Raw genomic sequence first — 26061 nt, forward strand, 5'->3', positions numbered from 1 at the left:
GCGCCGGCCGCGAGGGCCCCGGCGCGGTGTGGCGCTGCTGGAGCGAGGCCGAGCACCTGCGCCGGCCCGCCCAGCCGGTCCCCGACGTCGCCGCCGCCGACCTCACCGCGTTCCGCCTCCAGGCCGCCTGCTGGGGCACCCCCGTCGCCGACCTCGCCCTGCCCGGCCCGCCGCCCGCGGGCGCGGTCGAGGCCGCCGAGGCGACCCTGCAGGCCTTGGGCGCCATCGACGACGGCGGCTCGGCCACCGAGCGGGGCCGCGTCCTCGCCAGGGCCGGGCTGCATCCGCGGCTGGCCCGGGCGCTCGTGGACGGCGCCGCGCGCGTCGGCTCCGTGAAGGCCGCCGAGGTCGCCGCCCTCCTCGGCCTCGACAAGCGCGGCAGAGGCGACGACCTGCTCGCGCAGTGGCGGCAGCTGCGCGCGGGCCGGGACCGCGAGTGGGAGCGGGAGGTCAAGCGCCTCTCCCGCGCCGTGTCCGCCGTCGACAGGGCGAGCGGCGACGACGAGGCCGCCGCGACCGTGGTCGCCCTCGCGTTCCCCGAGCGCGTCGCGAAGCGCAGCGGCGGCCAGTGGCTCACGGCCGGCGGCACCGGCGCGGTCTGCGCCGACGGGTCCGCGCTCGCCGGGAGCGAGTGGCTGGCGATCGCCGACGCCGCCCGGGACCCCGGCCGCGCCGCCGCGATGATCCGCGCCGGCGTGCCCATCGACGGCGGCCTCGCGCGCGAGCTCGTCGGCGAGCGGCGCGAGCAGCGCGTCGAGTGGGACCGGGAGCGGCGCGACGTGTCGGCCCGGTCGGTGCGCATGGTCGGCGCGATCGAGGACGCCGCCGAGCCGATCCGCGACCCCGACCCCGCGCTCGTCGGCGCGGCGCTCCTCGACGGGCTCCGCGAGGAGGGCCTGGGCGTCCTCAAGTGGACCGACGCGGCCCGGCGGCTGCGCGAGCGGATGGCGTTCTGCCACCGGGAGATCGGGGACCCGTGGCCCGACGTGGCCGACGCGGCGCTGCTGGCGGGCGCCGACTGGCTGGAGCCGTGGTGGGGCCGGGCCCGCCGCCGCCGCGACCTGGAGCGGATCGAGGCCGGGGCGGCGCTGCGCAACCTCGTCCCCTGGTCGGAGGACCTGGAGCGGACCGCGCCGGTCCGGCTCCGCCTCGACAACGGCACCGAGACGGCCGTGGACTACGCGAGCGGGCGGCCGGTCGTGTCGATGAAGCTCCAGCTGTTCTTCGGCGCGGCCGCGATCCCGCCGGTGGCGGGCGTCCCGGTGCAGGCGCACCTGCTCGACCCGGCCGGGCGGCCGCTCGCGGTGACCGCCGACCTCGCGTCGTTCTGGCGGGGCCCGTACCTCCAGGTCCGCAAGGAGATGCGGGGCCGCTACCCGAAGCACCCGTGGCCGGAGGACCCGGTGGCGGCGGCGCCGACCGCGTGGACGAACGCGCGCCTGCGCCGGGGCTGAGCGACCTAGGCCGCGTCGAGCCAGGCGTCGATCGGCAGGAGCAGCCAGGTGCCCCAGCACGCGGCGGCGATGGTGGCGAGCATGAACACGAAGATCCAGAACGCGGCCGGGAACGGGGTGATGCCGGCGAGCTGGTCGGCGTCGGACTGGCCCGAGCCGCGCCCGCCGCGCCGCCGCGACCCCAGCTCCAGCACGGGCTTGACCGCGCCGAGCAGGAGCAGCCACACACCCGCGTACGCCGCGACGGTCTGCACGATCGCGGTCCCGTACCAGGTCGCGGCGAACACGCCCGCGCCCGTCACCAGGAGCGCCAGCGCTCCGTACCAGTTGCGGATGAACACGAGCATGACGGCCAGGAGCACCAGGGCGATCCACAGCAGCAGCACGATCCGGCCCGCGCCGACCAGGGCGGCCGCGCCGAGGCCGAGGAGCGCCGGGGCGGTGTAGCCCGCGACGAGGGTCATGGCCGCGCCGAACCCGGTGGGGCGGCCGCGGGAGAAGGTGAGGCCGGAGGTGTCGGCGTGGAGCCGGATGCCGGTGAGGCGGCGCCGCATGAGGACCGCCATGAGCGCGTGGCCGCCCTCGTGGGCGATGGTGACCAGGCCGCGGCTCCAGCGCCAGACCGGGGCGGAGAGGACGGCGGCGGCAGCGGCGGCGAGGCACGCGAGCGCCACCCAGACCGGCGGGGCGGCCTGGGTCTGCGTGAGGGTGTCGATGACGGACTCGATCGGTGCCACAGGACCTCGTCTTCGGGGTGAAACGGACGCGCGGTGAAGGATGATCGTAGCGGCGGGCATATGGTAGAGGAGGAAGAGGCACCTCCTCGTGGAAGGACGTCCCCGATGGGCACCGACGACCGCACCGATCCGCACTTGAGCTTCCTCGAGATGAGCGATCGGCTCGTGGAGGAGCTGACGATGCACAACCTGCGGGCGCGCGACCGGGTCCGGGAGGGCATCGCCTGGCTGGAGGCGCGCCGGGCGGACGCGGACGAGGCGGAGCACGGGGACATCGAGATCCTGGTGGCGCAGTGCCACGACGCGCTCAAGCGGATGGAGTCGCTGCGGGGCGCGTACCAGGACGTGCGGGCGATCAACGCGGCGGCGCACGCCGAGCACCTGGAGTGGCTGGACAAGCGGATCCTCGGCGGCACGGAGTCGCCGGAGGAGCGGATCGAGCGCGCGCAGCGCCTGGAGCGGCTCCGGGAGGAGCGGCAGGCGCGCATGGGCGAGCTGCGGCGGCGGGCCGACGAGGCGCAGCGGCCGCCGCAGACGGACGGCGAGGACGGCGCGCGCTGAGCGCTCGGCCCGGTCGGGCCCGGAAATGCTGAGCTGCAAGGGCTTACATCGACCGCGGGGGCCGCCGCGGATAACGTTTCGGCCACGACCCATTGACATGTGCCTATCGGTTGGGTACGAATGAGTCCTGGACCAAATGAGAGAGCGCTCTCTGGATCTGGACTTGATTGCAGATCAGACCTGAGAGAGCGGTCTCTCCATCCCGGCAGAGGAGCCTTCATGGCAGACGTTCAGACCTCCGTACGCACGAGAACCCGGCGGCGGCTCGCCCGCGCGATCGCCGCCGTCACCGCGGGCGCCGCGCTCATCGCGAGCGTCGGCCTCGCGATCGCGAACGCCAGCGCGCAGACCGACGACCTCCAGGCCGCGCAGGCCTGGAACCTCGTCTGGTCCGACGAGTTCAACGGGTCGGCGGGGCAGCTGCCCTCGACCCAGAACTGGCGGTTCGATCTCGGCAACTCCTATCCCGGCGGCCCCGCGAACTGGGGCACCGGCGAGATCGCCTCCCACACGAACAACCCGGCGAACGTCTCCCTGGACGGCGCGGGCAACCTCAAGATCACGGCGCTGCGCGACGGCGCGGGCGCGTGGACCTCCGCGCGGATCGAGACCCAGCGCGCCGACTTCAAGGCGCCCTCGGGCGGCGTCCTCGCGATCGAGGGCCGCCTCCAGCTCCCCCAGGTCAGCGGGAACGCCGCGCTCGGGTACTGGCCCGCGTTCTGGGCCCTGGGCTCGCCGTTCCGCGGCAACTACTGGAACTGGCCGGGCATCGGCGAGTACGACATCATGGAGAACGTCAACGGGCTGAGCACCGTCCACGGCGTCCTCCACTGCGGCGTCGCCCCCGGCGGCCCCTGCAACGAGTTCAACGGCCTGGGCGCGACGACCCAGTGCGGCGGGACCTGCCACACCGGGTTCCACACCTACCGGTTCGAGTGGGACGACTCCGGCGCCTCGGGCCAGCTGCGCTGGTACGCGGACGGGCAGCTGTTCCACACCGTGAACGAGAGCGCGCTGCCGGCCGACACGTGGGCGTCGATGACGAACCACGCCGGGTACTTCGTGCTGCTGAACCTGGCGATGGGCGGGGCGTTCCCCGACGGCGTGGCGGGCTTCTCGACGCCGACCGCGGCGACGCAGCCCGGCGCCTCGATGCTCGTCGACTACGTGCGGGTCTACACCGCGGCCGGCTCCGGCGAACCGACCGGGGAGCCGACGACGACGCCCGGCGGGGGCGGGAACCGCGACGCCTACGCCGCGATCGAGGCGACCTCGTTCAACGCCTCGTCGACGGGCCTGCCGTCCTCGGGCGGGGCGATCGGCCCGCTCGGGAACGGCGACTGGGTCCGGTACGACGACGTGGCCTTCGGGTCGACGGCCCCGCTCGACTTCATGGCCCGCGTCGCCTCCGGCGCCGCCGGCGGGGTGAGCGGCCTGGTCGAGGTCAGGATCGACTCGCGCACGGCGACCCCGATCGGATCGTTCGCCCTCGCGAACACCGGCGGGTGGACGTCGTGGCAGAACATCCCGGGCAACGTGTCGTCGGTGACCGGCACCCACGACGTGTTCCTGACGTTCACGTCCGGCCAGCCCCAGGACTTCGTGTCCGTGGACCAGTTCTACTTCCGGCGCTGATCCCCGGGGGTGCGGGCGGGCGGCGCTCACCGCCCGCCCGCGCACCCGCGCCCCGCACGGGGCAGTGGCACGTCACATGTCACACATTGCTTGAGAGGGCGAAGCGAAGGCCGGCATCCGCCTGCGGCCAGAGAGCGCTCTCTCATCGCGCGCGAGCGTGAACCCCTCATCCGAATCCCGATAACCACAGTGGAGAACCAGTGAACACAAGCAGACCGATCCGCGCCGCGGCCCTCGCCGCGGCACTCGTCACCGCGGCCGGACTCACCGCCTGCTCGGGCGGGGACGACGACGGCAAGATCACCTTGAGCGTCGGCCTGTTCGGCGACTTCGGCTTCGGCCCGCTCTACGAGGAGTACACGAAGCTCCACCCCGACATCGAGTTCGAGGAGCGCATCTCCGAGTTCGCCGACCACCACACGAACCTGACCACGCACCTGGCGACCGGCTCCGGCGCGGCCGACATCGAGGCGGTCGAGGTCGGGTACATCTCGCAGTACACGGCCCAGCCCGACCGGTTCCACAACCTCCTCGACCTCGGCGCCGACGAGCTCGAGGGCCAGTGGCTGGACTGGAAGTGGCAGCAGGCGCTGTCGGCCGACGGCGAGTCGCTCATCGGCCTCGGCACCGACGTCGGCGGCATGGCGATGTGCTACCGCCGCGACCTGTTCGAGGCCGCCGGGCTCCCGGTGGAGCGCGACGAGGTCTCGGCCCTGTGGGCCGGGTCGTGGGCGGACTACGTGGCCGTCGGCGAGCAGTACACCGCCGACACCGGCGGGTACTTCTTCGAGTCCTCCGGGAACATGTTCCGCGCCATGGTGGAGCAGGCCGACGAGGGCGTGTACGACCGCGAGGACAACCTCATCGTCGAGTCGAACCCCGCGATCGGCGAGGCGTGGGACCTCACCGTGCAGGCGATCGAGGCCGGCATGTCGAACCGGCTGACCGCGTGGACGCCGGAGTGGAACGCCGGGTTCAACGAGGGCACGTTCGCGACGATCATCTGCCCCGCGTGGATGACGTCGTACATCGAGACGAACGCGCCCGACGCGACCGGCCTGTGGGACATCGCGACCGTGCCCGGCGGCGCCGGGAACATGGGCGGCTCGCACCTGGTGCTGCCCTCGCAGGGCGAGCACGCCGAGGAGGCGTACGCGTTCATCGAGTGGCTGACCGCCCCCGAGCAGCAGCTCAAGGTCTTCGAGGCGACCGGGAACTTCCCGTCCACCCCTGAGCTGTACGAGGACCCGGCCCTGACCGGCCTCAGCAAGGCGTACTTCAACGACGCGCCGGTCGGCGAGATCTTCACCGCCGCCGCGACGGCCGTCCAGCCGCAGTACCAGGGCCCGCTCCAGGGCGACGTGCTCGCCACGATCGGCCAGGGCCTCGGCCGGATCGAGGACGGCAGCCAGTCCGCGGACGAGGCGTGGAGCCAGGTGATGTCGGACCTCGAATCGTTCTAGCCCCAGCGGGGCGGCGGGCCCGATTCCTTCCCGGGCCCGCCGCCCTCCCCCGGACCGTGCTCCCCCGAGCCGGTGCCGCACGGCGCGCCCCGCAGGGGCCGCGCCGCCGCGGACCGCGCTCCCTCCGACCGTGAAAGCGACCCGATGACCATCGCCGCCAAGGGGACCGGCGCGCGAGGCGGCCCTGCGGGCCTCCTGCGCTACCGCCTGGACCTGAAAGCCTCCCCGTACCTGTACATCGCCCCGTTCTTCGTGCTGTTCGCCGTGTTCGGCCTGTTCCCGCTGGCGTTCACCGCGTGGGTCTCGACCCACGAGTGGAGCCTCCTCTCCGACGACCACGTGTTCGTCGGGTTCGGGAACTACGAGGCGCTCCTGACCGACCCGTACTTCTGGAACGCCCTGGGCAACACCGTCTCGATCCTGCTCCTGGCGACCGTCCCGCAGCTGCTGGCGGCGCTCCTCCTCGCGCACCTGCTGACGATGCGGCTGCGCGCGCAGACGTTCTGGCGCATGGGGATGCTCCTGCCGAACGTCGCCTCCGTGGTCGCCGTCGCCGTCATCTTCAGCCAGCTGTTCGGCCGCGACTTCGGCCTCATCAACTGGGTCCTGGAGTCCCTCGGCGCGGGCCGCGTCGACTGGCAGACCGGCAGCGCCACGTCGCACGTCGCCATCGCGGTCATGGTGGCGTGGAAGTGGACCGGGTACAACGCCCTCATCTACCTCGCGGCGATGCAGGCCGTGCCGCGCGAGGTGTACGAGGCCGCGCACCTCGACGGCGCCTCCCGCATGCAGCAGCTGTTCCACGTGACCGTGCCGATGATCCGCCCGACCATCGTGTTCACGGTGATCGTCTCGACGATCTACGGCCTCCAGATCTTCGCCGAGCCGCAGCTGTTCGGCGGCGGCGGGCAGAACGGCGTCACCGGCGGCGCCTCCCGCCAGTTCCAGACGCTCACGCTCTACCTGTACGAGCACGGCTTCAACCGCGGCTTCGAGTTCGGCTACGCCTCGGCGGTGGCCTGGACGATGTTCGCCGTCATCGTCCTCGTCGCCCTCGTCAACTACCTGTTCATCCGCCGCATCAGGAGCGCCTCGTGACCGCCTCGGACCTCGCCGCGCCCGCGGCCGACCGCACCGCCGCCGACTCCCGGCGGTCGGGGACCGCCTCGCCGGGCCGGCCCGACCGCCGGGCCCGGGCCCGCCTCCGCGCCCTGCGCGAGCAGCCCGGACGCCTCGCCTACCTGACGCTCGTCGCGGTCCTGTTCTTCTCCGGGTTCCCGCTGTACTACAGCTTCGTGGTGGCCTCGCGCGACAACTCCGCGCTCGCGACGGTCCCGCCGCCGGTGCTGCCGGGCGCGAACCTGGTGGAGAACGTGCGGCGCGTGTTCGAGACCGTCCCGTTCGGGACCGCCCTGTTCAACTCGGTCGTGGTGAGCGGCACCGTGACCGCCTCGGTCGTGTTCTTCTCCACGCTCGCGGGGTTCGCGTTCGCGAAACTGGAGTTCAAGGGCGCCAAGGTGCTCCTGGTGTCGGTCGTGGCGACCATGATGGTGCCGGTGCAGCTGGGCGTCATCCCGCTGTTCATGCTCATGGTCGAACTGGAGTGGACGGACACGCTGTGGGCGGTGATCGCGCCGGGCCTGGTCAACGCGTTCGGCGTCTTCTTCATGACCCAGTACCTGCGCGGCGCGCTCCCGGGCTCGCTCATCGAGTCGGCGCGCATGGACGGGGCCTCGACGTTCCGGATCTTCTGGCAGATCGTCATGCCGGCGGCCCGCCCGGCCGCCGTCGTCCTGGGCGTGCTCACGTTCCTGACCGCGTGGAACGACTACTTCTGGCCCCTCATCGTCCTCTCCAGCCCCGAGCACCAGACGGTGCAGGTGGCGCTGTCGACGCTGTCGGGCGGGTACGTGACCGACCAGTCGCTCGTCCTCACCGGCACGATGCTGGCTACGCTTCCTCTGCTGGCGGTGTTCGCGCTCTTGGGCAAGTACATGATCAGCGGGATCATGCAGGGCGCGGTCAAAGGCTGACACGGAGACGGAGGCGGACGCGATGCGGCGTGCGGAAGCGGGGCCGGTGCGGGGCCCCCGCCAGGGGCGGCCGACCCTGGAGGAGGTCGCCGAGCGCGCGGGGGTCTCGCGCGCCACGGTCTCCCGGGTGGTGAACGGGCAGACCACGGTGAACGAGGACCTGCGGCGGGCCGTGGAGGCCGCGGCCGACGAGCTCGGGTACGTCCCCCACGCCGCCGCGAGGTCCCTGGTCACGCACCGGACCGACTCGGTGGCGCTCATCCTCCCCGAGTCCCCCAGCCGCGTGTTCTCCGACGACCAGTTCTTCCCAAGCGTCATCCGCGGCGTCGCCACCGAGCTCGACGCCGCCGGGAAGCTGCTGGTGCTCATGACGACCGGGTCGGCCGAGGCCCGCCAGCGCGCCGAGCGGTACGCCGTCGGCGGCCACGTCGACGGCGTCATGTTCGCGTCGCTCCACGACGCGGACCTGCTGCCGGAGCTGATGATCCGCCGGGGCGTGCCGGTGGTGTGCAACGGGCTGCCGCAGCTGGAGGCGCCGTGCATCGACGTCGACCACCTGGGCGGCGTGAAGGCCGCGGTCGAGTACCTGGTGGCGCAGGGACGGCGGCGGATCGCGACGATCGCGGGGCCGCTGGACATGGTCGCGGGCCGGGCGCGCCTGGACGGGTACCGGGAGGCGCTCGCGGGCGCGGACCGGCGGTCGATCGTGGCGGTCGGGGACTTCACGGCGGAGTCGGGCCAGGCGGCGATGCGGCAGCTGCTGGCGGACGAGCCGGAGCTGGACGCGATGTTCGTGGCCTCGGACCTGATGGCGCACGGGGCGCTCCAGGCGCTGCGCGAGGCGGGGCGGCGGGTGCCGGAGGACGTGGCGGTGGTCGGGTTCGACGACATCGCGCTGGCGACGTACTCGGATCCGCCGCTGACGACGGTGCGGCAGCCGATCGCGGAGATCGGGCGGACGATGGCGCGGACGATGCTGCGGCTGCTGGAGGGCTACGACGTGGAGCCGATGACGATCCTGCCGACGGAGCTGGTGATCCGCGAGTCCGCGTGACGCGGGACCGGGTGTGAGACGGGGGGCCCGCGTGCGAGGCGGGGCCCGGTGAAAGGGTTCGGCGCCCGGACGAGGGCGTGCCGGTGGCCCGGTCCGCTGTCGCGGGCCGGGCCTCCGGGTCGTTTCGTCCTGGTTGCGGCCGCCTGCGCGCGCCCTGAGGGGCGCGTGCGGGGCGGCCTGGCTAGGTGAAGACGCTCACCCCGCCGGGGCCGACCAGCAGGCCGACGATGATGACCACGATCCCGAGGAGCACCTGGCCTCGGAAGATCATGTAGATACCGTAAACCACGAGTAGGACCGCGAGGATCCAGAGAATCAATGCCATGCGGTCCGTATACCCATAGGCCGAAGGAATATGTCTACATTCCCCGAAATCGCTTCCGGGGCGGCGTGAGCCGGGCGTGATGTCGGTGGGTCGTGGTGCACTGGTGGCGTGGAGGTCGCGCTGGTGCACGGGCGCGCCGGGGAGGGCTGGACGATGCCCCTGCCCGGCGGCGCCGTGGCCTACCATGCGGACCTGGCGGGGGCGGTGCGCGAGGCGGAGGCCGGCGACCCGCCGCGGTGGGTGGTGGCGGACGCGGCGCGCGACTACGCGGTGCTGCTGGCGGCCGGGGCGCGGCTGGACCGGGTGCGCGACCTGCGGCTGGCGGAGCGGATCCTGTCGCGGGTGGAGGCGCACGAGCCGCCGGCGTACGTGGTGGCGTCCGATCCCGACGCGGGGACGCTGTTCGAGCGCGAACCGGACCCGGTGGACGGGCCGGCGGAGCTGACGCGGCTCCAGGCGGCGTGGCTGGACCAGCGGCGGCGCACGGCGCACGCGGCGATCCCGGGCCTGGGGGCGCTGCTGGCGGCGGAGTCGGCGGGGGCGCTGGTGGCGGCGGAGATGGGCCGCACGGGGGTGCCGTTCGACCGGGAGGTCCACGACCGGCTGCTGCGGGACCTGCTGGGGCCGCGCCCGTCGAAGGGGATGCGGCCGCGGAAGCTGCAGGCGCTGGCCGACCGGGTCGCGGAAGCGTTCGGGCACCAGTTGAACCCGGATTCGACGAAGCAGGTGCTGGCGGCGTTCCACGCGGCCGGGGTCGAGGTGAAGACGACGCACGCGTGGGAGCTCCACTCGGTGGACCATCCGGCGGTGGAGGCGCTCAAGGTGTACCGGGAGCATGCGCGGGTGTGGAGCGCGTTCGGCTGGAACTGGGCCGACGCGTGGGTGCACGACGCGGTGGACCGGGAGACCGGGCGGACGGCGGGCCGGTTCCGGCCGGTGTACATCGTGGGCGGCGCGGACACGGGCCGGTGGGGCACCGACGGGGGCGGGGCGCTGCAGCTCCCCCACTCGGTGCGGGAGGCGATCCGGGCCGATCCGGGCTGGAAGCTGGTGGCGGCCGACGCGGCGCAGCTGGAGCCGCGGCTGCTGGCGGCGATCAGCGGCGACCGGGCGATGATCGCGGCGACGGCGGCCGACGACCTGTACACGGAGCTGGCGCCGGACCTGGGCGGCGAGCGGGGGAAGGCGAAGATCGCGCTGATCTCGGCGATGTACGGGGGGACGGCGGGCGACGCGCGGCAGCTGGTGCAGCTCATGCGGGACCGGTTCCCGGCGGCGTTCGAGAAGGTCGAGTCGGCGGCGCGCATCGGCGAGAAGGGCGGGCTGGTGCGCACGTGGCTGGGCCGCACGGTGCCGGCGCCGTCGGAGCGGTGGTGGCGCACGCTCAGCTCGGAGGACGGGACGAAGTCGTCGGCGAGCCGGGGCCGGTTCACCAGGAACTTCATCGTGCAGGGCACGGCCGCGGAGTGGGCGCTGGTGCTGCTGGCGCTGCTGCGGCGCGACCTGTTCGAGCAGGGGGCGGGCGAGCTGGTGTTCTTCCTGCACGACGAGGTGATGGTCCACTGCCCCGCGGACCGCGCGGCCGAGGTGTCGGCGATGATCGAGCGGGCCGCCGAGGAGGCGACGCGGACCCTGTTCGGGTCGATGCCGGTGCGCATCCCGCTGCGCCCGAAGGTCGTCGACAGCTACGCCGAGGCGAAGTAACCCGGCGGACCGGGCCCGGAGGGGAGCCGCGCCGTGGGGTCCGCACCGGGGCGCTCGGCGCGGACCCACCCGTGCCGGAGTGGGTCCGGGGCCCGCAAACCGGGTGCCATGTGACATGTCATATGGCACCGGTCGACGAGCCACGCAGGTCGCGGCCGCGGGGACGGCTGCGAGGAGGAGTCGCGACAGCGCTTTCTTCTCCTGGAGGCGTAGTACCGGGGTACCACTCGCGTCTCGCAAGATCGCTCCCGAAACCGATGAACGCCCGCTCCGCGGGCCGTAGCGTCGTGGGCATGATCGAGATCGAGCACTTGACGAAGCGCTACGGCAAGAAGACCGCCGTGGACGATCTGACGTTCGCCGTCAAACCAGGCGTCGTCACCGGGTTCCTCGGCCCGAACGGCGCCGGGAAGTCCACCACGATGCGCGCCATCGTCGGCTTGGACGCCCCGACCGCCGGCCTCGCCCGCGTGAACGGGAAGCACTACTCCGAGTTCCGGTCCCCGCTGACCGAGGTCGGCGCGCTCCTGGAGGCGAAGTCGGTGCACGCAGGCCGCAGCGCGTACAAGCACCTGCTGGCGCTCGCCCGCACGCACGGCATCCCGACCCGCCGCGTCCACGAGGTCATCGACCTCGTCGGCCTGCACGAGGTCGCCGGGAAGCGCGTCGGCGGCTTCAGCCTCGGCATGGGCCAGCGCCTGGGCATCGCGGTCGCGCTGCTGGGCGACCCGGCCGTGCTGATCCTCGACGAGCCGGTGAACGGCCTCGACCCCGACGGCGTGAAGTGGATCCGCCTGCTGCTCAAGGGCCTCGCCTCGGAGGGCCGGACGGTGTTCCTGTCCTCGCACCTGATGAGCGAGCTCGCGCAGACCGCCGAGCACCTCATCGTGATCGGGCAGGGCCGCCTACTGGCCGACACCACGGTCGACGACTTCGTGTCGGGCAACGGGAAGGCGCGCGTGCGCGTCGTCTCCCCCGACGCCGCGAGACTGGCCGAGCACCTGGCCGGTCCGGGCATCACGATCGCGAGTCCCGAGCGCGGCGTCCTGGACGTGAGCGGGACCGAGGCCGCGGTGGTGGGCCAGACGGCCGCCGCGCACGGCCTGGTCCTGCACGAGCTGCGGACCGACCGCGGCTCGCTCGAGGACGCGTTCATGCAGCTGACCGCCGACGCGGTCGAGTACCGACAGCCCACGGAAGGGGTCAAGTGATGACCGCGGCAGCGATGACCGAGCGGCCGGCGTACTCGCCGCCGCAGCAGTACCGGCTCACCTTCGTGGGTGAGCTGCGCTCGGAGTGGACCAAGCTGTGGTCGCTGCGCTCGACGTGGATCGTGCTCCTGTGCGCGGTCGTGTTCTCGGGCGGGCTCGGGGCGCTGATCTCGGCGAGCGTCCCGGACGACCAGGCGGTCGGCGGGGCCGACGCGGCGCTGTCGTTCGCGATGGCGGGCGTGTCGCTGTCGTCGGTGTTCGTGGCGGTGCTGGGCATCCTGACGATCACCGGCGAGTACACGACCGGTTCGATCCGCTCGACGCTGTCGGCGGCCCCGAAGCGGCTCGGCATGCTGTGGTCGAAGGCCCTGGTGTTCGGCGCGGTCGTGGCGGTCCTGTTCACCGCCATGGTGTTCGCGACGTTCTACATGTCGCAGGCGCTGCTCGACGGGACGGCGATCGGCGACGTGTCGCTGAGCGACGACGGGGTCCTGCGGGCGATGTTCGGGTACGTGGCGATGATCGTGTATCTGGCGCTGCTGGCGATCGCGATCGGCGCGATCCTGCGGAACTCGGCCGGTTCGATCGGGTTCTACGTGGGCGTCATCATGATCCTGCCGCAGCTGGCGACGCTGCTGCCGTGGGAGTGGGTCGACGACGTGGTGCCGTACGCGCCGGGCAACGTCCCGAACACCATCGCGGTGGTCGACACCTCGATGGGGACGCTGTCGCTGGGCGAGTCGTGGCTGTGGATGGGGATCTGGCTGGTCGTCGCCTACGGGCTGGCGGGCGTGCTGCTGAAGCGCCGGGACGTGTGACAATCCCGTCGTGGCGCAGGCCGTGAACGTGTCCCGCAAGCGCGGGCTGTGGCAGCGGGTGTCGGAGTTCGACTCCAGGCACCCGCTGCTGTGGGATCTCTTCCCGATCTTCCTGTACGTCTTCTTCGGGTGCATCGGCGCGATCGGGGCGGCGCTGGGCGACGTGGAGCTCCGGCACCCGGCGTGGCAGGTCGTGGCCGCGCTCCTGTTCCTGGTGCCGACGGTCTGGCGGCGGCGGTACCCGTTCGCGGTGCTGCTGAGCCAGGCCGTGCCGCTGTGCATCACGGTCCCGCTGGCGCTGACGGGGGTCGGCTCGGGGGTCGTCGACGGGGCGGCGGCGCTGTCGTTCACGGTGGTGGTCTACAACATCGTGCTGCGGCGGCCGCTGCGGCTGCTGTGGTGGGCGGCGGCGGCGTCGCTGGCGCTGTCGCTGGTGGACTGGATCGTCAACCACCCGCTGGGGGTCGGCAGTTTCATCGGGTACTTCGCGCCGGGGGCGGTGTACTTCGGGTTCATCGTGGCGATCGGCCTGCTGGTGCGGACCCGCCGGGACTTCCAGAGCACGCAGCGCGACCAGGCGACGCGCGAGGCCGTATCCGACGAGCGGAACCGGATCGCGCGGGAGATGCACGACATCATCGGGCACAACCTGGCGGTGATCAACGCGCTGGCGGACGGGGGCGCGTACGCGGCGGCGGCGTCGCCGGAGAAGGCGAAGGAGGCCCTGGAGGTCATCGGGCGGACGAGCCGGGAGGCGCTGGGCGAGCTGCGGCGGGTGCTGTCGGTGCTCAAGGCGGAGGATCCGGCGGAGGTCGAGCTCGCGCCGCAGCCGGGGCTGTCCGACATGGACGCGCTGATCGAGCGGGTGCGGGAGGCGGGCCTGCCGGTGGTGCTGACGGTGTCGGGCGAGCGGTGGGAGCTGTCGGAGAACCAGCAGCTGGCGGTGTACCGGACGGTGCAGGAGTCGCTGACGAACGTCCTGAAGCACGCGAAGGGGCCGAAGCGGGCCGAGGTGTCGCTGGAGTACCGGGGCGAGGGGCTGGCGGTGACGGTGTCGAACTCGGGCAACCGGGTCGACGAGGCGGGGACGGCGCGGGGCCTGGCGGGGCTGGCGGAGCGGGCGGCGGCGTTCGGCGGCACAATGATGGCCGGGCCGGAGGCGCACGGCGGTTGGCGCGTCGCGCTGTGGATGCCCGCGAACGGGAAGGAGCGCCGGTGACCACCCTGCTCATCGTTGACGACCATCCTCTGCAGCGCATGGGGTTCCGGATGCTGGTGGAGAGCCAGCCGGACCTCGTGGTGCTCGGCGAGGCGGAGAACGGCGCGGACGCGGTGCGCCGCGCGACGGAGCTGGGCCCCGACGTGGTGCTCATGGACGTGCGGATGCCGGGGGTCGACGGGATCGAGGCGACGCGGCGGATCATCGCGGCGGGCGGGCGCAGCCGGGTGCTGGTGCTGACGACGTTCGACCTGGACGAGTACGCGTACGCGGCGCTGCGAGCGGGGGCGAGCGGGTTCCTGGTCAAGGACGCGCAGCCGGAGGAGCTCCTGTCGGGCATCCGGGTGGTGGCCGCGGGGGACGCGGTGGTGGCGCCGAAGCTGACGCGGCGGCTGCTGGACCGGTTCGCCGACCAGTTCCCGGTGGACGGGGAGGACGAGGCGCGGGCGGCGGCGGCGCAGCTGGACGTGCTCACCGAGCGCGAGCGCGAGGTGCTGACGGCGATCGGCAGGGGCTGGAACAACACCGAGATCGCGGAGCGGTTCCATCTGGCGGAGTCGACGGTGAAGACGCACGTGGGGCGCATCCTCGCGAAGATCGGCGCCCGGGACCGGGTGCAGGCCGTCATCTTCGCGTACAACACGGGCCTGGTCGCGCCGGACGGGAGCTGACGGGTCCCGGTCAGGCGGCGGGCGAGGTCGGCGCCCAGTAGCGGAGCTTGTCGCCGCGGCGGTCGTCGAGGACGCCGCCGTTGCGTTCGATCACCTTGCGGGAGGCGGTGTTCGACTCGTCGCAGGTGATGAGGGCGGTGTCGATGCCGAGGGCGGCGGCGCGGGGCAGGGCGGCGGCGAGCATCGCGGTGGCGTGGCCGCGGCCGCGCGCGGAGGGCCGCACGTCGTAGCCGATGTGGCCGCCGATGTCGCGGAGGTGCTCGTTGAGGCGGTGGCGGATGGAGATCCGGCCGAGGTAGGTGTCGCCGTCGGCCCACCAGAGGGTGGTGAAGGGGACGAAGCCGGCGGGAGGGACGGTGCGCCAGCCGAGTTCGGCCTCGACGTATCCGGCGACCCAGTCGGTGCCGGGCCGCTGGAACCGCTCGATGACGGTCCCGGTCCAGGAGCGGCCGACGTCGGGGTCGGCGGCGGAGAACTCGTGCAGGGCTGCGGTGAACGACGCGGCGAGGCGCGTGGTCGGGTCGATGAGCTCGGGCACGGCCTCGACGGTAGTGGAGGGCCCGCGGGCCTGCAACCGCATTCGGCGGTGGCGCACGGGGTGTTCTCGGGCATGCGTGCGGAATGTAGCGCGGTCGTCATCTTCCGTTGGTAGCGTTGCGGGTCGGTTCTAGGGAGGTTCGGCATGAGCGGTTCGGTGCTGGCGGCTTCGGTGCTGCTGTTCGACATGGACGGGACGCTGGTCGACTCGACGGCGTCGGTGGAGCGGGCGTGGGGGCGGTTCGCGGACCGGCACGGCCTGGAGGCGTCCGCGATCCTGGCGGTGGCGCACGGGCGGCCGACGATCGAGGTGGTCGCGGACTTCGCGCCGGCGGGTGTGGACGTGGTCGCCGAGACCGACCGGATCGAGGCCGAGGAGATCGACCGGACGGACGGGATCAGCGAGATCCCGGGCGCGGCCGCGCTCCTGGACTCGATCGACCGGTCCCGCTGGGCGGTGGTCACGTCGGCGACGCGGGCGCTGACGTTGAAGCGCCTGGCGGCGGTCGGCATCCCCCTGCCGAAGGTCCTGGTGGCGGCCGACGACGTCACGAAGGGCAAGCCGCATCCGCAGCCGTACATGCTGGCGGCCCGCGCGCTCGGCTTCGACGCCGCCGACGCGGTCGCGTTCGAGGACGCGCCCGCGGGGCTGACGTCGGCGACGGCGGCCGGCGCGGCCGCGGTCGTGGTCGGCGGCTACCGGGGCGAGGCGGCCGCGGGACTCCCCCGCGTCCCTGACCTGTCGGGCGTCCGCGTCGCCCGCGACGGCGCGGACTTGTCAGTGCTCCTGCCCTGATCTCCACGGCCGCAGCATCGTCGGTATTCCGGCACCGCTGCGACCTCGTCTTCGGCGCCTCGTCCCCTCGGGCGCTCCCCCCGAGTTGCGTGCAGCGGATCCGGTCGCCTCGGGGCCGTGCTCAGCCCACGGGCTGGGCGGCCTCCATGCTGGCGAGGCGGGCGGCGCGGAGGCGTCCGGCGAGGTCGCGGGTGGGGCCGCCGCGGACGAGGAGGACCAGCCACGGGTCGTCGTCCATGCGGGCGGCGCTGACGAGGGCGAGCGCCATGATGTGGGCGCAGACCTCGCGGGCGTCGGCGCAGCCGCAGGAGGTGGTGATGCGGTTGTGGTCCTCGGTGACGAACTTCTTGGGCAGCAGGCGCATCCCGGCTTCGGCGAGGACGTCGTCGATGCGCTTGGGGAGGCGTCCGGCGAGGAGCCCGGCGACGCACGAGGGCGAGAGCGACAGGGCGGTCATGCCGGCGGCCCAGGCGGAGGCGTTGTAGACGGGGATGCGGATCTCGGCGTCGTAGGCGCGGGCGGCGTCGGCGACGGTCCCGGAGACGTGGCCGGGCTCGATGGCGAGGCCGGTGACGGCGCCGTGGCCGGCGAGCGCGCGGCCTTTGACAATGCGCTGGTCGGGGTAGTTCAGGCCGATGGTCTCGAGGGCGCGCCACCATTTGCGGCCCCACCAGGTCCGGCCGTACGGGTCGCTCACAGGTGGCCCCCTTCGTCGTCGAGTTCGATGAGTTTGCGCAGCTGGGAGTCGTCGAGTTCGCCGAGCCAGTCCTCGCCGGAGCCGACGACGGCCTCGGCGATGGCGCGCTTGCGGGCGAGGAGCTCGTCGACGCGCTCCTCGAGGGAGCCGGCGGTGACGAGCTTGTGGACGTGCACGGTCTGGGTCTGGCCGATGCGGTGGGCGCGGTCGGTGGCCTGGTCCTCGACGGCGGGGTTCCACCAGCGGTCGTAGTGGACGACGTGGGAGGCGCCGGTGAGGTTGAGGCCGGTGCCGCCGGCGCGCAGGGAGACGAGGAGGATCGCGGGCCCCTCGACGGTCTGGAACTCGTCGACGAGCTTGTCGCGGGCGGGCTGGTCGAGGCCGCCGTGGAGGAAGGGCGCGGCGACGCCGAGCTCCGCTTCGAGGTGGCGGGAGAGCAGGTCGCCCATCTGGCGGTACTGGGTGAAGATGAGGGTCTTGTCGCCCTCTTCGACGACCTCCGTGAGCATCTCGGTGACGCGGTCGAGCTTCCCGGACCGCTCGGCGAGGCCGCCGTCGCCGACCCCGACGTACTGGGCGGGGTGGTTGCAGATCTGCTTGAGGCGGGTGAGGAGCTTGAGGACGCGGCCGCGGCGGGTGATGCCGTCGCCGAGGCCCTCGTCGAAGGCCTCGCGGATGGCCTCGCGGTAGAGGCCGGACTGCTCGTCGGTCATGGTGCAGGCGACGACGGCCTCGATCTTCGGGGGCAGGTCGGCGGCGACGTCCTCCTTCATGCGGCGCAGGACGACGGGGTCGATGCGGGCGCGGAGGGTGGCGGCGGCGACGGGGTCGCGGCCGATCTCGATGGGGTCGGCGAAGCGGCGCTTGAAGTCGGCCTGGATCCCGAGGAGGCCGGGGTTGACGAACTCGGAGATGGACCAGAGCTCGGCGAGGTGGTTCTCGACGGGGGTGCCGGTGAGGGCGATGCGGACGCGGCCGGTGAGGTCGCGGACGGCGCCGGCGGTGCGGGAGCGGTGGTTCTTGATGGCCTGGGCCTCGTCGATGACGATGGTGTCCCAGCCGATGGCGCGCAGGAGCTTGATGTCGCGCAGCGCGATCGAGTACGAGGTGACGACCACGTCGGCGTCGGCGAGCGGCGCCGGGGACTTGCTGCGGGCGGGGCCGTGGTGGAGGTGCACGGTGAGCTGGGGCGCGAAGCGGGCGATCTCGCGCTGCCAGTTGCCGACGAGGGAGGTCGGGCAGACGACGAGGTGGGGGGCGATGCCGGCGCGGCGCACGAGCAGGCCGATGGACTGGAGGGTCTTGCCGAGGCCCATGTCGTCGGCGAGGATGACGCCGGCGCCGCCGTCGGCGGCCGCTTCGAGCCAGGCGATGCCGTGGGACTGGTAGCGGCGGAGGTCGGCGTTGACGCGGACGTCGCCGGGGTCGGCGTGCTGGGCGGTGATGAGGCGGAGGTTGAGGCCCGAGTCGGAGCGGAGGAGCTCGGTGTACGACTCGACGAAGGCACCCACCAGGGCCTTCGCGGTCCAGACGTGTCCTTCGGAGTGGGGCGCGCAGTGGCCTTCGGCGGGGAGTTCGCCGGCGATGCGGTCGAGGTCGTCGAACTTGTCGTCGTCGACGGCGTTCGCGATGCGCGCCCAGACGGCGACGGACTCGGTGATGTCGGGGCGGGAGGCGATGCGGGTCAGCGCGGGCAGGACCGGGCGGACGGGCATGGCGACGCCCTCGACCTCGAGGAGCTCGCCGCCGAGGTAGAGCTCGGCGTCGACGGGGTCGCCCGGGGGCAGTCCGAGCTCGGCCACCGCGGCCTCCGGTCGCGCGCCGCCGAAGAACAGGAGCCGCCCGTCCGCCGGTGAGGCGTGGTCGGGCAGGAAGGTGGCGTGCAGTTCGCTGGGTGGCAACGAGGCTCCTACGGTGGGAAGGCAGACGTGCCATTTTGCCACAAGCGCGGGCCCGAACCCAAACGCGCGAACCGTTATGGACCGTTTTGAGCGGTTCACTGCAGGAACGGGGCGGGTCGCTCGGAGTGCTGCGTCACGGTCTCCCGCGGCGGCAGCGGCGCCGGCCGGCCCGCCCCGTCAACCCCAGAGCAAGGTCTGCGGGAGGGCCGGCGCCGCCGAGCGGGCGGCGCGGGTGCGCCGGGGGCGCGAACCTCCACAATGTGGTCGAGCGGGCATCCTTCGGACAGCAGGATGTTCGAACGTGTAGAAGTTAGCGGTAATTTCGAACACTGTCAATACCCGGACGGCGGCGCGGAGGGGCGCCGGGTCAGGTGATCGGGCAGCGCAGGGCGAGGCTGAAGGCGGCGGCGTCCTGGTACCGGGCGAGGGCCTCGTCGAGGTCGTCGGGGTCGGTGGCGGCGACGAGGTCCTGGGCGTCCGTGGCGTAGGCCGCGGCGAGGGTCTTGAGGGCGGGGTCCTCGATCTCGTTGCCGAGGGTCGCCATCTGGTCGACGACCGCGTCGACGGACGCGCCGTCGGCCTCGCCGACGAGGTCGAGGGCCTGCCAGGCGCGGTCGCAGTCGGCGGCGTACTGCTCGGTGTCGCGGTCGAGGTCCTGGTTGCGGGGGTCGGCCTCGTCGGCGCCGCCGAGGCACTCCGCGAGCAGCCACAGCAGCATGAGCACTCCGATGACCCAGGCGAAGAGCTTGACCAGGCGCGCGTCGATCATGTTCGCCCCCATCAGGAGAGGCCGTCCGCTTCAGTCTACGCGGGACCGGGCGCGAACGGCGCTTTGAGAATGCGCTTTCCAGTGGGTAGGCTGAGTCGACCCCCCGACCCCGACCGCGGACGGCCGCGGACGAAGGAGCCCCCTTGTTGGACGTCCTGTGCCTCGGCGAGTCGATGTGCGTGTTCGCGCCCACGACCGCCGGCCCTCTGCGCACGGCCCATGAGCTGTACGCCGGCGTCGCCGGCGCCGAATCGAACGTCGCGATCGCGCTCGCCCGGCTGGGTGCGCGCGCCGCCTGGCACGGGAAGGTCGGCGCGGACCCGTTCGGGCTGCGCGTCCGCGACGTGCTGGAGTCCGCGGGCGTCGACTGCGCGGGCGTCGCGACCGACGCGGCGCGCCCCACGGGCGTGTACTTCAAGGACCCCGGCCCCGAGGGCACCGTGGTCCACTACTACCGGCGCGGTTCGGCGGCGTCGACGATGGCCCCGGGCCACCTGGCCGGGATCGAGCCGCCGCGGATCCTGCACCTGTCGGGCATCACTCCGGCCCTGTCGGCGTCGTGCGCGGCGCTCGTGGAGGAGCTGCTGGTGGAGCGGGCGCTGGCGCCGGCCACGGTGAGCTTCGACGTGAACTACCGGCCGGCGCTGTGGCCGGTCGAGGAGGCCGGGCCGGTGCTGGCGCGGCTCGCGGGGGCGGCGGACGTCGCGTTCGTGGGCCTCGACGAGGCGCAGACCCTGTGGGGCGTGAAGACCGTGGAGGACGTGCGGGAGCTCGTGCCGGGCGCGGGCGTGCTCGTCGTCAAGGACGGCGGGAACGGCGTCACCGCGTTCGAGGGCGACGAGCGCCGCTTCTCCCCCGCCGAGCCGGTCGAGGTGGTCGAGCCGGTCGGCGCGGGCGACGCGTTCGCGGCGGGCTTCCTGTTCGGGCGCCTGCGCGGCGCGTCGGCCGCGGCGTCGATGCGCCTGGGCCACCGGCTCGCCGCCGGGGCCCTCCAGACCGTCGGGGACCTCGCGCCCCCGCCTGCACCTGAGACCGTTCGAGCCATCCTGGAGGACCAGTGACCCTTGATCAAGGCGCATTCTTCGACCGCCTCTTCGCCGGGCAGCGCGTCATGGCGATCTGGCGGGGTCTGCCCGCCGACGAGACCGTGGCGCTCTCGGAGCGGCTGTGGGACGCGGGGATCGACCTGGTCGAGGTGCCGATCGGGCGACCGGGCCAGGAGGAGGCGCTCGCGGCGGCGGTGAAGGCCGCCGCGCCGCGCGGGCACCTGGTCGGGGCCGGCACCGTGGTGACGGCCGGGCACGTGGAGCGCGCGGCGGCCGCGGGCGCGGCGTACACGATCGCGCCGGGCCTGAATCCGGAGGTGCTGGCCGCGTCGCACGCGGCGGGCCTGCCGCATCTGCCGGGCGTGGCGACCGCGAGCGAGGTCGGCCTCGCCCGGGAGCTGGGCTGCACCTGGGTGAAGGTCTTCCCCGCCTCGTCGCTGGGCAAGGACTGGTTCAAGGCGATGGCCGGGCCGTTCCCCGACGTGAAGTACGTGGCGACCGGCGGCGTCGGCCCCGACGAGGTCGAGGCCTACCGCAGCGCGGGCGCCGCGGTGATCGGCATGGGCTCGGCCCTGGCCGACCCGGCGAATATCGAGAAGCTCCTGGCGTGACCCGAGCGGGCCCGGCGCCGTGCGCCGGGCCCGCTGGGGAGTGCTGCGCGTGTGCCTTGCGGAGCCGGTGCCATGTGACATGTGATGTACCACCGGTATCACGGGCCCCCCGCTGCAACCCTGCCTCAGAGGTACGACAGACGCGCGGAACATGACTGTTCCGCGCGTCTTGCGTTCCGGGCGCCGGTCGGCCGGGCGCTGTCAGGCACCGGGCCGGTCGGCGAGCGGCGTCGGCTGCGACGACGATCGGTTCCGATCAGAGTCCTCGCGGCCGGTCAGAGCTTGCCGAGGAGAGAGACGACCGGGTAGCCGTCAAGGCGGTCGCGGCCGGACAGGGCGCCGATCTCGAGGAGGGCCGCGCAGGCGGCGACGGTGCCGCCGAGGCCTTCGACGAGGCGCACGCCGGCGGCCATGGACTCGCCGGTGGCGATGACGTCGTCGACGAGGAGGACCCGGTCGCCGTCCTTGACAGCGTCGGCGTGGAGTTCGACGCGGACCTCGGCGTACTCGCCGCGGTAGGTCTCGACGGCGGCTTCGCGGGGCAGCTTCCCGGCCTTGCGGATCGGCAGGAGGGGCTTGCCGGTGCGGTCGGCGAGCGGCGCGGCCCACAGGAACCCGCGGGCGTCGAACGCCGCGATCGAGTCGTACGGGTACGCCTCGACCGCCTCCTGGAGGCGGTCGATCGAGGCGCGGAACGCCTCAGGGGCCGCCAGCAGCGGCGTGATGTCCCGGAAGCCCACCCCGGGCTCGGGGAAGTCGGGCACGACGGGCACGTATTCGGTCAGGTCCACGTCGAGAAGGGTATCCGGTCGCCGGCCCCCGGACCCGCGACCGCGCCCCACCGTGACCAGATCCGAGCCTTCCTCGCCTGCTCCGGATGTCGCACCCCTGAGGCAGGGTTGCGACGGGGGGCCCGTGATACCGGTGGTACATCACATGTCACATGGCACCCGGGATACGGCGAAGCCCCCGGCCGGGGCCGGGGGCTCGGGAATCGACGAGGCTCGCTAGGCCGCGACGGGCTGGGGCTGCTTGGCCTGGACGGCCGCGACGACCAGGTTCTGCTGCGACTGCACGTAACAGACGTGGGTGCTCGCCAGGAAGACGAACAGGGTGGCGAGGCCGGTCGAGAAGGTGGGGGCGAGGCCGGCGGCCTCCTGCTCCTGGCGGATCGAGGCGCAGAACTTGAACCAGTTCACGATCGGCCAGATGAACAGCGTCAAGGCTCCAATGAGGAGCGACCACACCATGGAGGCGGGGTTGACGTTCTTCTCGCCGTTCGGGTTCACGGCCTTCACTTCGGCGGCGGTCTTCGCGAACCACACGAGGTAGTAGATGCCGAAGGAGATGATGCTCAGGATCCAGACGGCGAACGGGCCGCGGGTCTTCAACTCGGGCATGGGGGCAGTGCTCCTTGCGATAAGGGGAAACGGGCCACGGTCGAAACGCACGGCTGCGGGACGAATCCCGCAGCCGGTTGGGCTCGCCGACCGGAGTGCGGCTCACGTTAGCATGTTCGATTGTCGCGTTAGGAGGACGGTGCTCCTCTTTGTTCAGCCCTTTAGTCCGGTTTGAGCCACCCCTTGCACGAGGAAACGCTGCAAGAACAGGAAGACGAACACCAAGGGGAGAATCGCGACCAATGCCGCAGCGAACAATTGCGAGAGGCTCACGGTCTGCGCGGTCAGGAACGTCGACAGCGCGACCTGCACGGTCCACGAGTCCGGCGACCGGCCGATCACCAGCGGCCACAGGAACGAGTTCCACGCCCCCACGAAGGTGATCACCGCGATCGCCGCGAGGAAGCTCCCCGAGTTCGGGATGACGATGCGCCAGAACGCGCCCCAGTGGCTGAGCCCGTCCACCCGCGCGGCCTCCTCCAGCTCCCGCGGGAACCCCAGGAAGTACTGCCGGCACAGGAACGCCGCGAACCCGCTGAACAGGCCCGGGATGATCAGGCCCCGGTAGTCCGAGAGCCAGCCGAGGCTCGAGACCATCACGAAGCTCGGCACGAACGTGATCGCGCCGGGAATCATGAGCGTCGCCAGCACCAGGTAGAACACCTTGTTCGCGTGCCGCCACGGGACGCGGGCGAGTCCGTATCCGGCGGTGGTGCACAGGAACAGCGTCCCGACCGTGGTCAGGACCGCGACGACCGCGGAGTTCAGCATCGAGCGCGCCATCGGCACGGCCGGGTCGTCGAACAGCCGCTGGAGGTTGCCCCAGGCCGGGTCCGGCGAGAACCACATCCATTCGGGCGCGGTGATCTCCGCGTCCGTGGCGAACGCGTTGCGCAGGATCAGGTAGAACGGGATCAGGAACAGGACGGCGAGCACCGCGAGGACGGTGAAGACCGCCGCGTTCGCGCCCTTCGAGCCCGCGCCCGGCCGGTAGCCCACCGGCTTGCTGCGCGCAGTGGTAGGTGACATGGTGCTACTTCTCCTCCGCGTTGCCGAATCCGAGGAACCTGCCCTGGAGCACGGTCACGATCGCGATGATGAGCGCCAGGATCAGCGCCCCCGCGGAGCCGCGGCCCAGGTCCTGCTGGGTGCCGAGCGCGGTCGTGTACAGGTACATCAGCGGCGGCCGGGCGTACGCCTGGTTGCCGATGAGGTTGTAGAACTCGTCGAACGCCTGGTAGGCGGCGATGAGGATGAGCATCAGCACCGCCACGGACGTGGCCCGCAGCTGCGGCAGCGTGATATGCCAGAACGTCTGCCACCCCGGCTTCGCGCCGTCCACGTAGGCGGCCTCGTACAGGTGCTCGGGGATCTGCTGGAGCGCGGCGATGAACAGGATCATGTAGAAGCCGCACTGGATCCACAGCCGCAGCGACACGATGACCAGCCAGTACCACGGCGGGCTCGGGTCGAACAGCCACGGCACGTCCTCGATGCCGAACAGGTCCAGCACCGAGTTCGCCATGCCGTAGCGCACCCCGTTGAAGATCGACATCTTCCACACCAGCGAGGCGACCACATAGGAGCACGCGAACGGGAGGAAGAACACCGAGCGGAAGAACGCGCGCATCAGCCGCACCCGGTTGAGCAGCAGCGCCAGCCCGAGCGAGCACGCGAAGGTGAGCGGGACGATGAAGGCCGCGAACACGGTGAAGGTCACGAGGCTGTCGGTGAACGCGGCGTCCTGGAGCATCCGCACGTAGTTGCCGAAGCCCACGAAGTCCTCGGGGAGCGGCGTGACGGTGTTGCGGGCGTCGAAGAAGGAGAGGTAGGCGCTCCAGAGCACCGGGATGTAGGTGAAGACGAGGAGGCCGGCGAGGAACGGCCCCACGAAGTACCAGAAGGTGAGTGCGGTCCGCCAGCCGCCCTTGCGGCGGCGGGGCCGGGGAGCGCGTCCCCCGGCACCCGCCGTCGCGTCGGGCGGGGCGGTCTCGGTCGAGACGGCCACGGTGCCTCCGGTCAGCCGAAGATCGAGTCGAGCTCGGTCTGGATGGTCTGGGCGGCGGCGTCGAACTCGGCGGAGGGGTCGGCGCCTTCGAGGACGATGTGGGTCATCATGTCGTCGACGGCGGTCTCCATGGTGGGGGTCCAGTTGGGGTCGTCGCCCCAGCCGAAGTCCTGGGAGATCTGGACGGCGGTGGCGGCGGGGCCTTCGGCGAGGGCGTCGGCGTTGGCGGCCATGGACTTGCGGGGCGGGATGTGGAAGCCGTACGAGAGGCACCAGTCCTGGATGTACTCCTCGTTGTCGATCCAGAGCCACTTGGCGAAGGCCTTGGCCTCGTCGACGTGTTCGGACTTGGCGTTGACGAAGGTGGACCAGCCGCCGTTGTAGACGGTCTGGGCGCCGCCGCCGAAGCCGGGGAAGGGCATGACGGCGATGTCGTCGCCGTAGGTGTCGATGATCTGCGGGAGGGCCCAGAGGCCGCACCACTGGATGGCGCAGAGCCCCTGGATGATCGAGGAGGGGTCCCAGGCTTCGGTGGGGGCGCCGATGAGGAGCGAGTCCGAGTCGTGGAGGGCCTTGACCTGAAGCGCGCCTTGGATGACGGTGTCCTTGTCGAAGCCGATCTGGAAGTCGTCGGTGAGGAGCGTCTGGCCGGCGGAGTAGACGATGGGCTGGAAGAGCTTGGTGGCGGAGTCGTCGTTGCCGAGGAAGAGGCCTTTGACGTCGGAGTCGGTGAGTTCGGCTGCGGCGGCGGCGAGTTCGTCGAACGTGGTGGGCTCGGCGATGCCGGCGTCGGCGAGGAGGGACGGCCGGTAGTAGAGGAACTGGGGGTCGTCGATCATCTGGATGCCGTAGATCTTGCCGTCGATCGAGTTGCGCTTGACGTCGATGTCGGTGAAGTCGTCGAGGACGCCTTCGAACAGGTCGTCGAGTGGGACGATCTGGCCGGAGTCGACCATGGAGCGGTTGAGGTGGCTCTCGAAGACGTCGGGGTAGTCGCCGGGGTTCTCGGCGAGGAGTCCTGAGGAGAGGGTGGTGTCGTAGTCGCCGGGGACCCAGTTGATGGTGACGGTGGCGTCTTCGTAGGCGCCGGCGTACTTCTCGGCGGCCTCCTTGGTGCCGGCCTCGCCGTACTGGTGGTACCACTGGTAGAGGTTGACGCCGTCGCTGGAGCCGCGGCCGGTGTTGGAGCCGCAGGCGCCGAGGGCGCCGGCTCCCGCGGCGAGTCCGCCGAGCGCGAGCATGCGGCGGCGGTTGAACGCCAGGGCGGCAAGCGCCTGCTTGGCCTGGCGGCTGTTGTCGTGGGCGGCCATTTCTAGCTCCTCGCTACGTTGAGAGGTCGGATGGGCTCCCGTGCGACCCCGGGTCATGGTCGATGCCGCAGCGGAGAATCGACATGCGCCGATCCGCCTCT

26 protein-coding genes are annotated in these 26061 nt (G+C 72.3%); 15 read left to right on the forward strand and 11 right to left on the reverse strand.

What is annotated here, in order from left to right; translation table 11 throughout:
- Positions 1-1454, forward strand: a 1454-nt coding sequence (locus ABD419_RS24680; RefSeq protein WP_344492726.1) for an ATP-dependent helicase C-terminal domain-containing protein, incomplete at its 5' end; no start/stop codon positions are given.
- 5 nt (positions 1455-1459) lie between these two features.
- Here ABD419_RS24680 and ABD419_RS24685 read toward each other — a convergent pair.
- The gene (locus ABD419_RS24685; protein ID WP_344492729.1) at positions 1460-2191 is read right to left on the reverse strand and encodes a M50 family metallopeptidase; all 732 of its coding nucleotides are present in this window, start codon (positions 2189-2191) and stop codon (positions 1460-1462) included.
- 105 nt (positions 2192-2296) lie between these two features.
- On the opposite strand from ABD419_RS24685, the gene ABD419_RS24690 reads away from it, so the two are divergent.
- The 6 genes from ABD419_RS24690 (at position 2297) to ABD419_RS24715 (ending at position 8937) form a co-directional block, all read left to right on the forward strand.
- On the forward strand, positions 2297-2752 hold the full coding sequence (locus ABD419_RS24690) for a hypothetical protein (RefSeq protein ID WP_344492732.1): 456 nt from the start codon (positions 2297-2299) through the stop codon (positions 2750-2752).
- 219 nt (positions 2753-2971) lie between these two features.
- Positions 2972-4387, forward strand: a complete 1416-nt coding sequence (locus tag ABD419_RS24695) for a glycoside hydrolase family 16 protein (protein WP_344492735.1) — start codon at positions 2972-2974, stop codon at positions 4385-4387.
- A gap of 200 nt (positions 4388-4587) precedes the next feature.
- Complete coding sequence (locus tag ABD419_RS24700) at positions 4588-5850, forward strand: ABC transporter substrate-binding protein (protein ID WP_344492738.1); 1263 nt, start codon at positions 4588-4590, stop codon at positions 5848-5850.
- A 144-nt stretch (positions 5851-5994) separates the two neighbouring features.
- Positions 5995-6948 (forward strand): carbohydrate ABC transporter permease, encoded by a 954-nt coding sequence (locus tag ABD419_RS24705; RefSeq protein WP_344492741.1) that lies wholly within the window; start codon positions 5995-5997, stop codon positions 6946-6948.
- Complete coding sequence (locus ABD419_RS24710) at positions 6945-7883, forward strand: carbohydrate ABC transporter permease (RefSeq protein WP_425556197.1); 939 nt, start codon at positions 6945-6947, stop codon at positions 7881-7883. The genes ABD419_RS24705 and ABD419_RS24710 overlap by 4 nt, the downstream gene beginning before the upstream one ends.
- Before the next feature lie 22 nt (positions 7884-7905).
- Positions 7906-8937, forward strand: coding sequence for a LacI family DNA-binding transcriptional regulator (locus ABD419_RS24715; RefSeq protein WP_344492744.1), 1032 nt, complete (start codon positions 7906-7908; stop codon positions 8935-8937).
- 181 nt (positions 8938-9118) lie between these two features.
- Here ABD419_RS24715 and ABD419_RS24720 read toward each other — a convergent pair whose 3' ends face one another.
- On the reverse strand, positions 9119-9262 hold the full coding sequence (locus ABD419_RS24720) for a GPGG-motif small membrane protein (protein ID WP_176953224.1): 144 nt from the start codon (positions 9260-9262) through the stop codon (positions 9119-9121).
- A 108-nt stretch (positions 9263-9370) separates the two neighbouring features.
- Here ABD419_RS24720 and ABD419_RS24725 point away from each other — a divergent pair, with 108 nt between their 5' ends.
- The 5 genes from ABD419_RS24725 to ABD419_RS24745 all read left to right on the forward strand — a co-directional run bounded on the left by ABD419_RS24725 (position 9371) and on the right by ABD419_RS24745 (position 14885).
- A complete protein-coding gene (locus ABD419_RS24725) occupies positions 9371-10966 on the forward strand; it encodes a bifunctional 3'-5' exonuclease/DNA polymerase (RefSeq protein ID WP_344492754.1) in 1596 nt (531 codons plus the stop codon).
- 293 nt (positions 10967-11259) lie between these two features.
- Complete coding sequence (locus ABD419_RS24730; protein WP_344492756.1) at positions 11260-12177, forward strand: ATP-binding cassette domain-containing protein; 918 nt, start codon at positions 11260-11262, stop codon at positions 12175-12177.
- Entirely contained in the window at positions 12177-12995 is an 819-nt protein-coding gene (locus ABD419_RS24735; RefSeq protein WP_344492759.1) for an ABC transporter permease, read from the forward strand. Before ABD419_RS24730 ends, ABD419_RS24735 begins: the two co-directional genes overlap by 1 nt.
- Positions 12996-13005: 10 nt before the next feature.
- On the forward strand, positions 13006-14214 hold the full coding sequence (locus ABD419_RS24740; RefSeq protein ID WP_344492761.1) for a sensor histidine kinase: 1209 nt from the start codon (positions 13006-13008) through the stop codon (positions 14212-14214).
- Positions 14211-14885: a response regulator gene (locus tag ABD419_RS24745; RefSeq protein WP_344492764.1), complete on the forward strand. Its 675-nt coding sequence runs from the start codon at positions 14211-14213 to the stop codon at positions 14883-14885. The genes ABD419_RS24740 and ABD419_RS24745 overlap by 4 nt, the downstream gene beginning before the upstream one ends.
- Before the next feature lie 10 nt (positions 14886-14895).
- Here ABD419_RS24745 and ABD419_RS24750 read toward each other — a convergent pair whose 3' ends face one another.
- A complete protein-coding gene (locus ABD419_RS24750) occupies positions 14896-15423 on the reverse strand; it encodes a GNAT family N-acetyltransferase (RefSeq protein WP_344492767.1) in 528 nt (175 codons plus the stop codon).
- Positions 15424-15567: 144 nt separating this feature from the next.
- Between ABD419_RS24750 and ABD419_RS24755 the strand changes: the two genes are divergently transcribed.
- On the forward strand, positions 15568-16218 hold the full coding sequence (locus ABD419_RS24755; RefSeq protein WP_344492770.1) for an HAD-IA family hydrolase: 651 nt from the start codon (positions 15568-15570) through the stop codon (positions 16216-16218).
- A 121-nt stretch (positions 16219-16339) separates the two neighbouring features.
- Here the strand turns inward: ABD419_RS24755 and ABD419_RS24760 are convergent, their stop codons facing one another.
- From ABD419_RS24760 to ABD419_RS24770, 3 genes are all read right to left on the reverse strand, one after another.
- Positions 16340-16915 (reverse strand): SWIM zinc finger family protein, encoded by a 576-nt coding sequence (locus ABD419_RS24760; RefSeq protein WP_344492773.1) that lies wholly within the window; start codon positions 16913-16915, stop codon positions 16340-16342.
- Positions 16912-18816: a DEAD/DEAH box helicase gene (locus ABD419_RS24765; protein WP_344492776.1), complete on the reverse strand. Its 1905-nt coding sequence runs from the start codon at positions 18814-18816 to the stop codon at positions 16912-16914. Before ABD419_RS24765 ends, ABD419_RS24760 begins: the two co-directional genes overlap by 4 nt.
- Positions 18817-19183: 367 nt before the next feature.
- Positions 19184-19585: a hypothetical protein gene (locus tag ABD419_RS24770; protein ID WP_344492779.1), complete on the reverse strand. Its 402-nt coding sequence runs from the start codon at positions 19583-19585 to the stop codon at positions 19184-19186.
- 143 nt (positions 19586-19728) lie between these two features.
- Here ABD419_RS24770 and ABD419_RS24775 point away from each other — a divergent pair, with 143 nt between their 5' ends.
- Together ABD419_RS24775 and ABD419_RS24780 are read left to right on the forward strand one after the other, a co-directional pair.
- Positions 19729-20646: a sugar kinase gene (locus ABD419_RS24775; RefSeq protein WP_344492782.1), complete on the forward strand. Its 918-nt coding sequence runs from the start codon at positions 19729-19731 to the stop codon at positions 20644-20646.
- The gene (locus tag ABD419_RS24780) at positions 20643-21242 is read left to right on the forward strand and encodes a bifunctional 4-hydroxy-2-oxoglutarate aldolase/2-dehydro-3-deoxy-phosphogluconate aldolase (RefSeq protein ID WP_425556198.1); all 600 of its coding nucleotides are present in this window, start codon (positions 20643-20645) and stop codon (positions 21240-21242) included. The genes ABD419_RS24775 and ABD419_RS24780 overlap by 4 nt, the downstream gene beginning before the upstream one ends.
- Positions 21243-21517: 275 nt before the next feature.
- Here the strand turns inward: ABD419_RS24780 and ABD419_RS24785 are convergent, their stop codons facing one another.
- The 5 genes from ABD419_RS24785 to ABD419_RS24805 all read right to left on the reverse strand — a co-directional run bounded on the left by ABD419_RS24785 (position 21518) and on the right by ABD419_RS24805 (position 25960).
- On the reverse strand, positions 21518-22033 hold the full coding sequence (locus ABD419_RS24785) for an adenine phosphoribosyltransferase (RefSeq protein ID WP_344492785.1): 516 nt from the start codon (positions 22031-22033) through the stop codon (positions 21518-21520).
- A 216-nt stretch (positions 22034-22249) separates the two neighbouring features.
- Positions 22250-22642, reverse strand: a complete 393-nt coding sequence (locus ABD419_RS24790; RefSeq protein WP_344492788.1) for a DUF4234 domain-containing protein — start codon at positions 22640-22642, stop codon at positions 22250-22252.
- Positions 22643-22795: 153 nt separating this feature from the next.
- On the reverse strand, positions 22796-23671 hold the full coding sequence (locus tag ABD419_RS24795; protein ID WP_344492791.1) for a carbohydrate ABC transporter permease: 876 nt from the start codon (positions 23669-23671) through the stop codon (positions 22796-22798).
- 4 nt (positions 23672-23675) lie between these two features.
- Positions 23676-24650, reverse strand: coding sequence for a carbohydrate ABC transporter permease (locus ABD419_RS24800; protein ID WP_344492794.1), 975 nt, complete (start codon positions 24648-24650; stop codon positions 23676-23678).
- 11 nt (positions 24651-24661) lie between these two features.
- On the reverse strand, positions 24662-25960 hold the full coding sequence (locus tag ABD419_RS24805; protein ID WP_344492797.1) for an ABC transporter substrate-binding protein: 1299 nt from the start codon (positions 25958-25960) through the stop codon (positions 24662-24664).
- Positions 25961-26061 lie beyond the last annotated feature (101 nt).

It is taken from the genome of Glycomyces endophyticus, from assembly GCF_039531525.1.
In the GTDB taxonomy this organism is placed as follows: domain Bacteria; phylum Actinomycetota; class Actinomycetes; order Mycobacteriales; family Micromonosporaceae; genus Glycomyces; species Glycomyces endophyticus.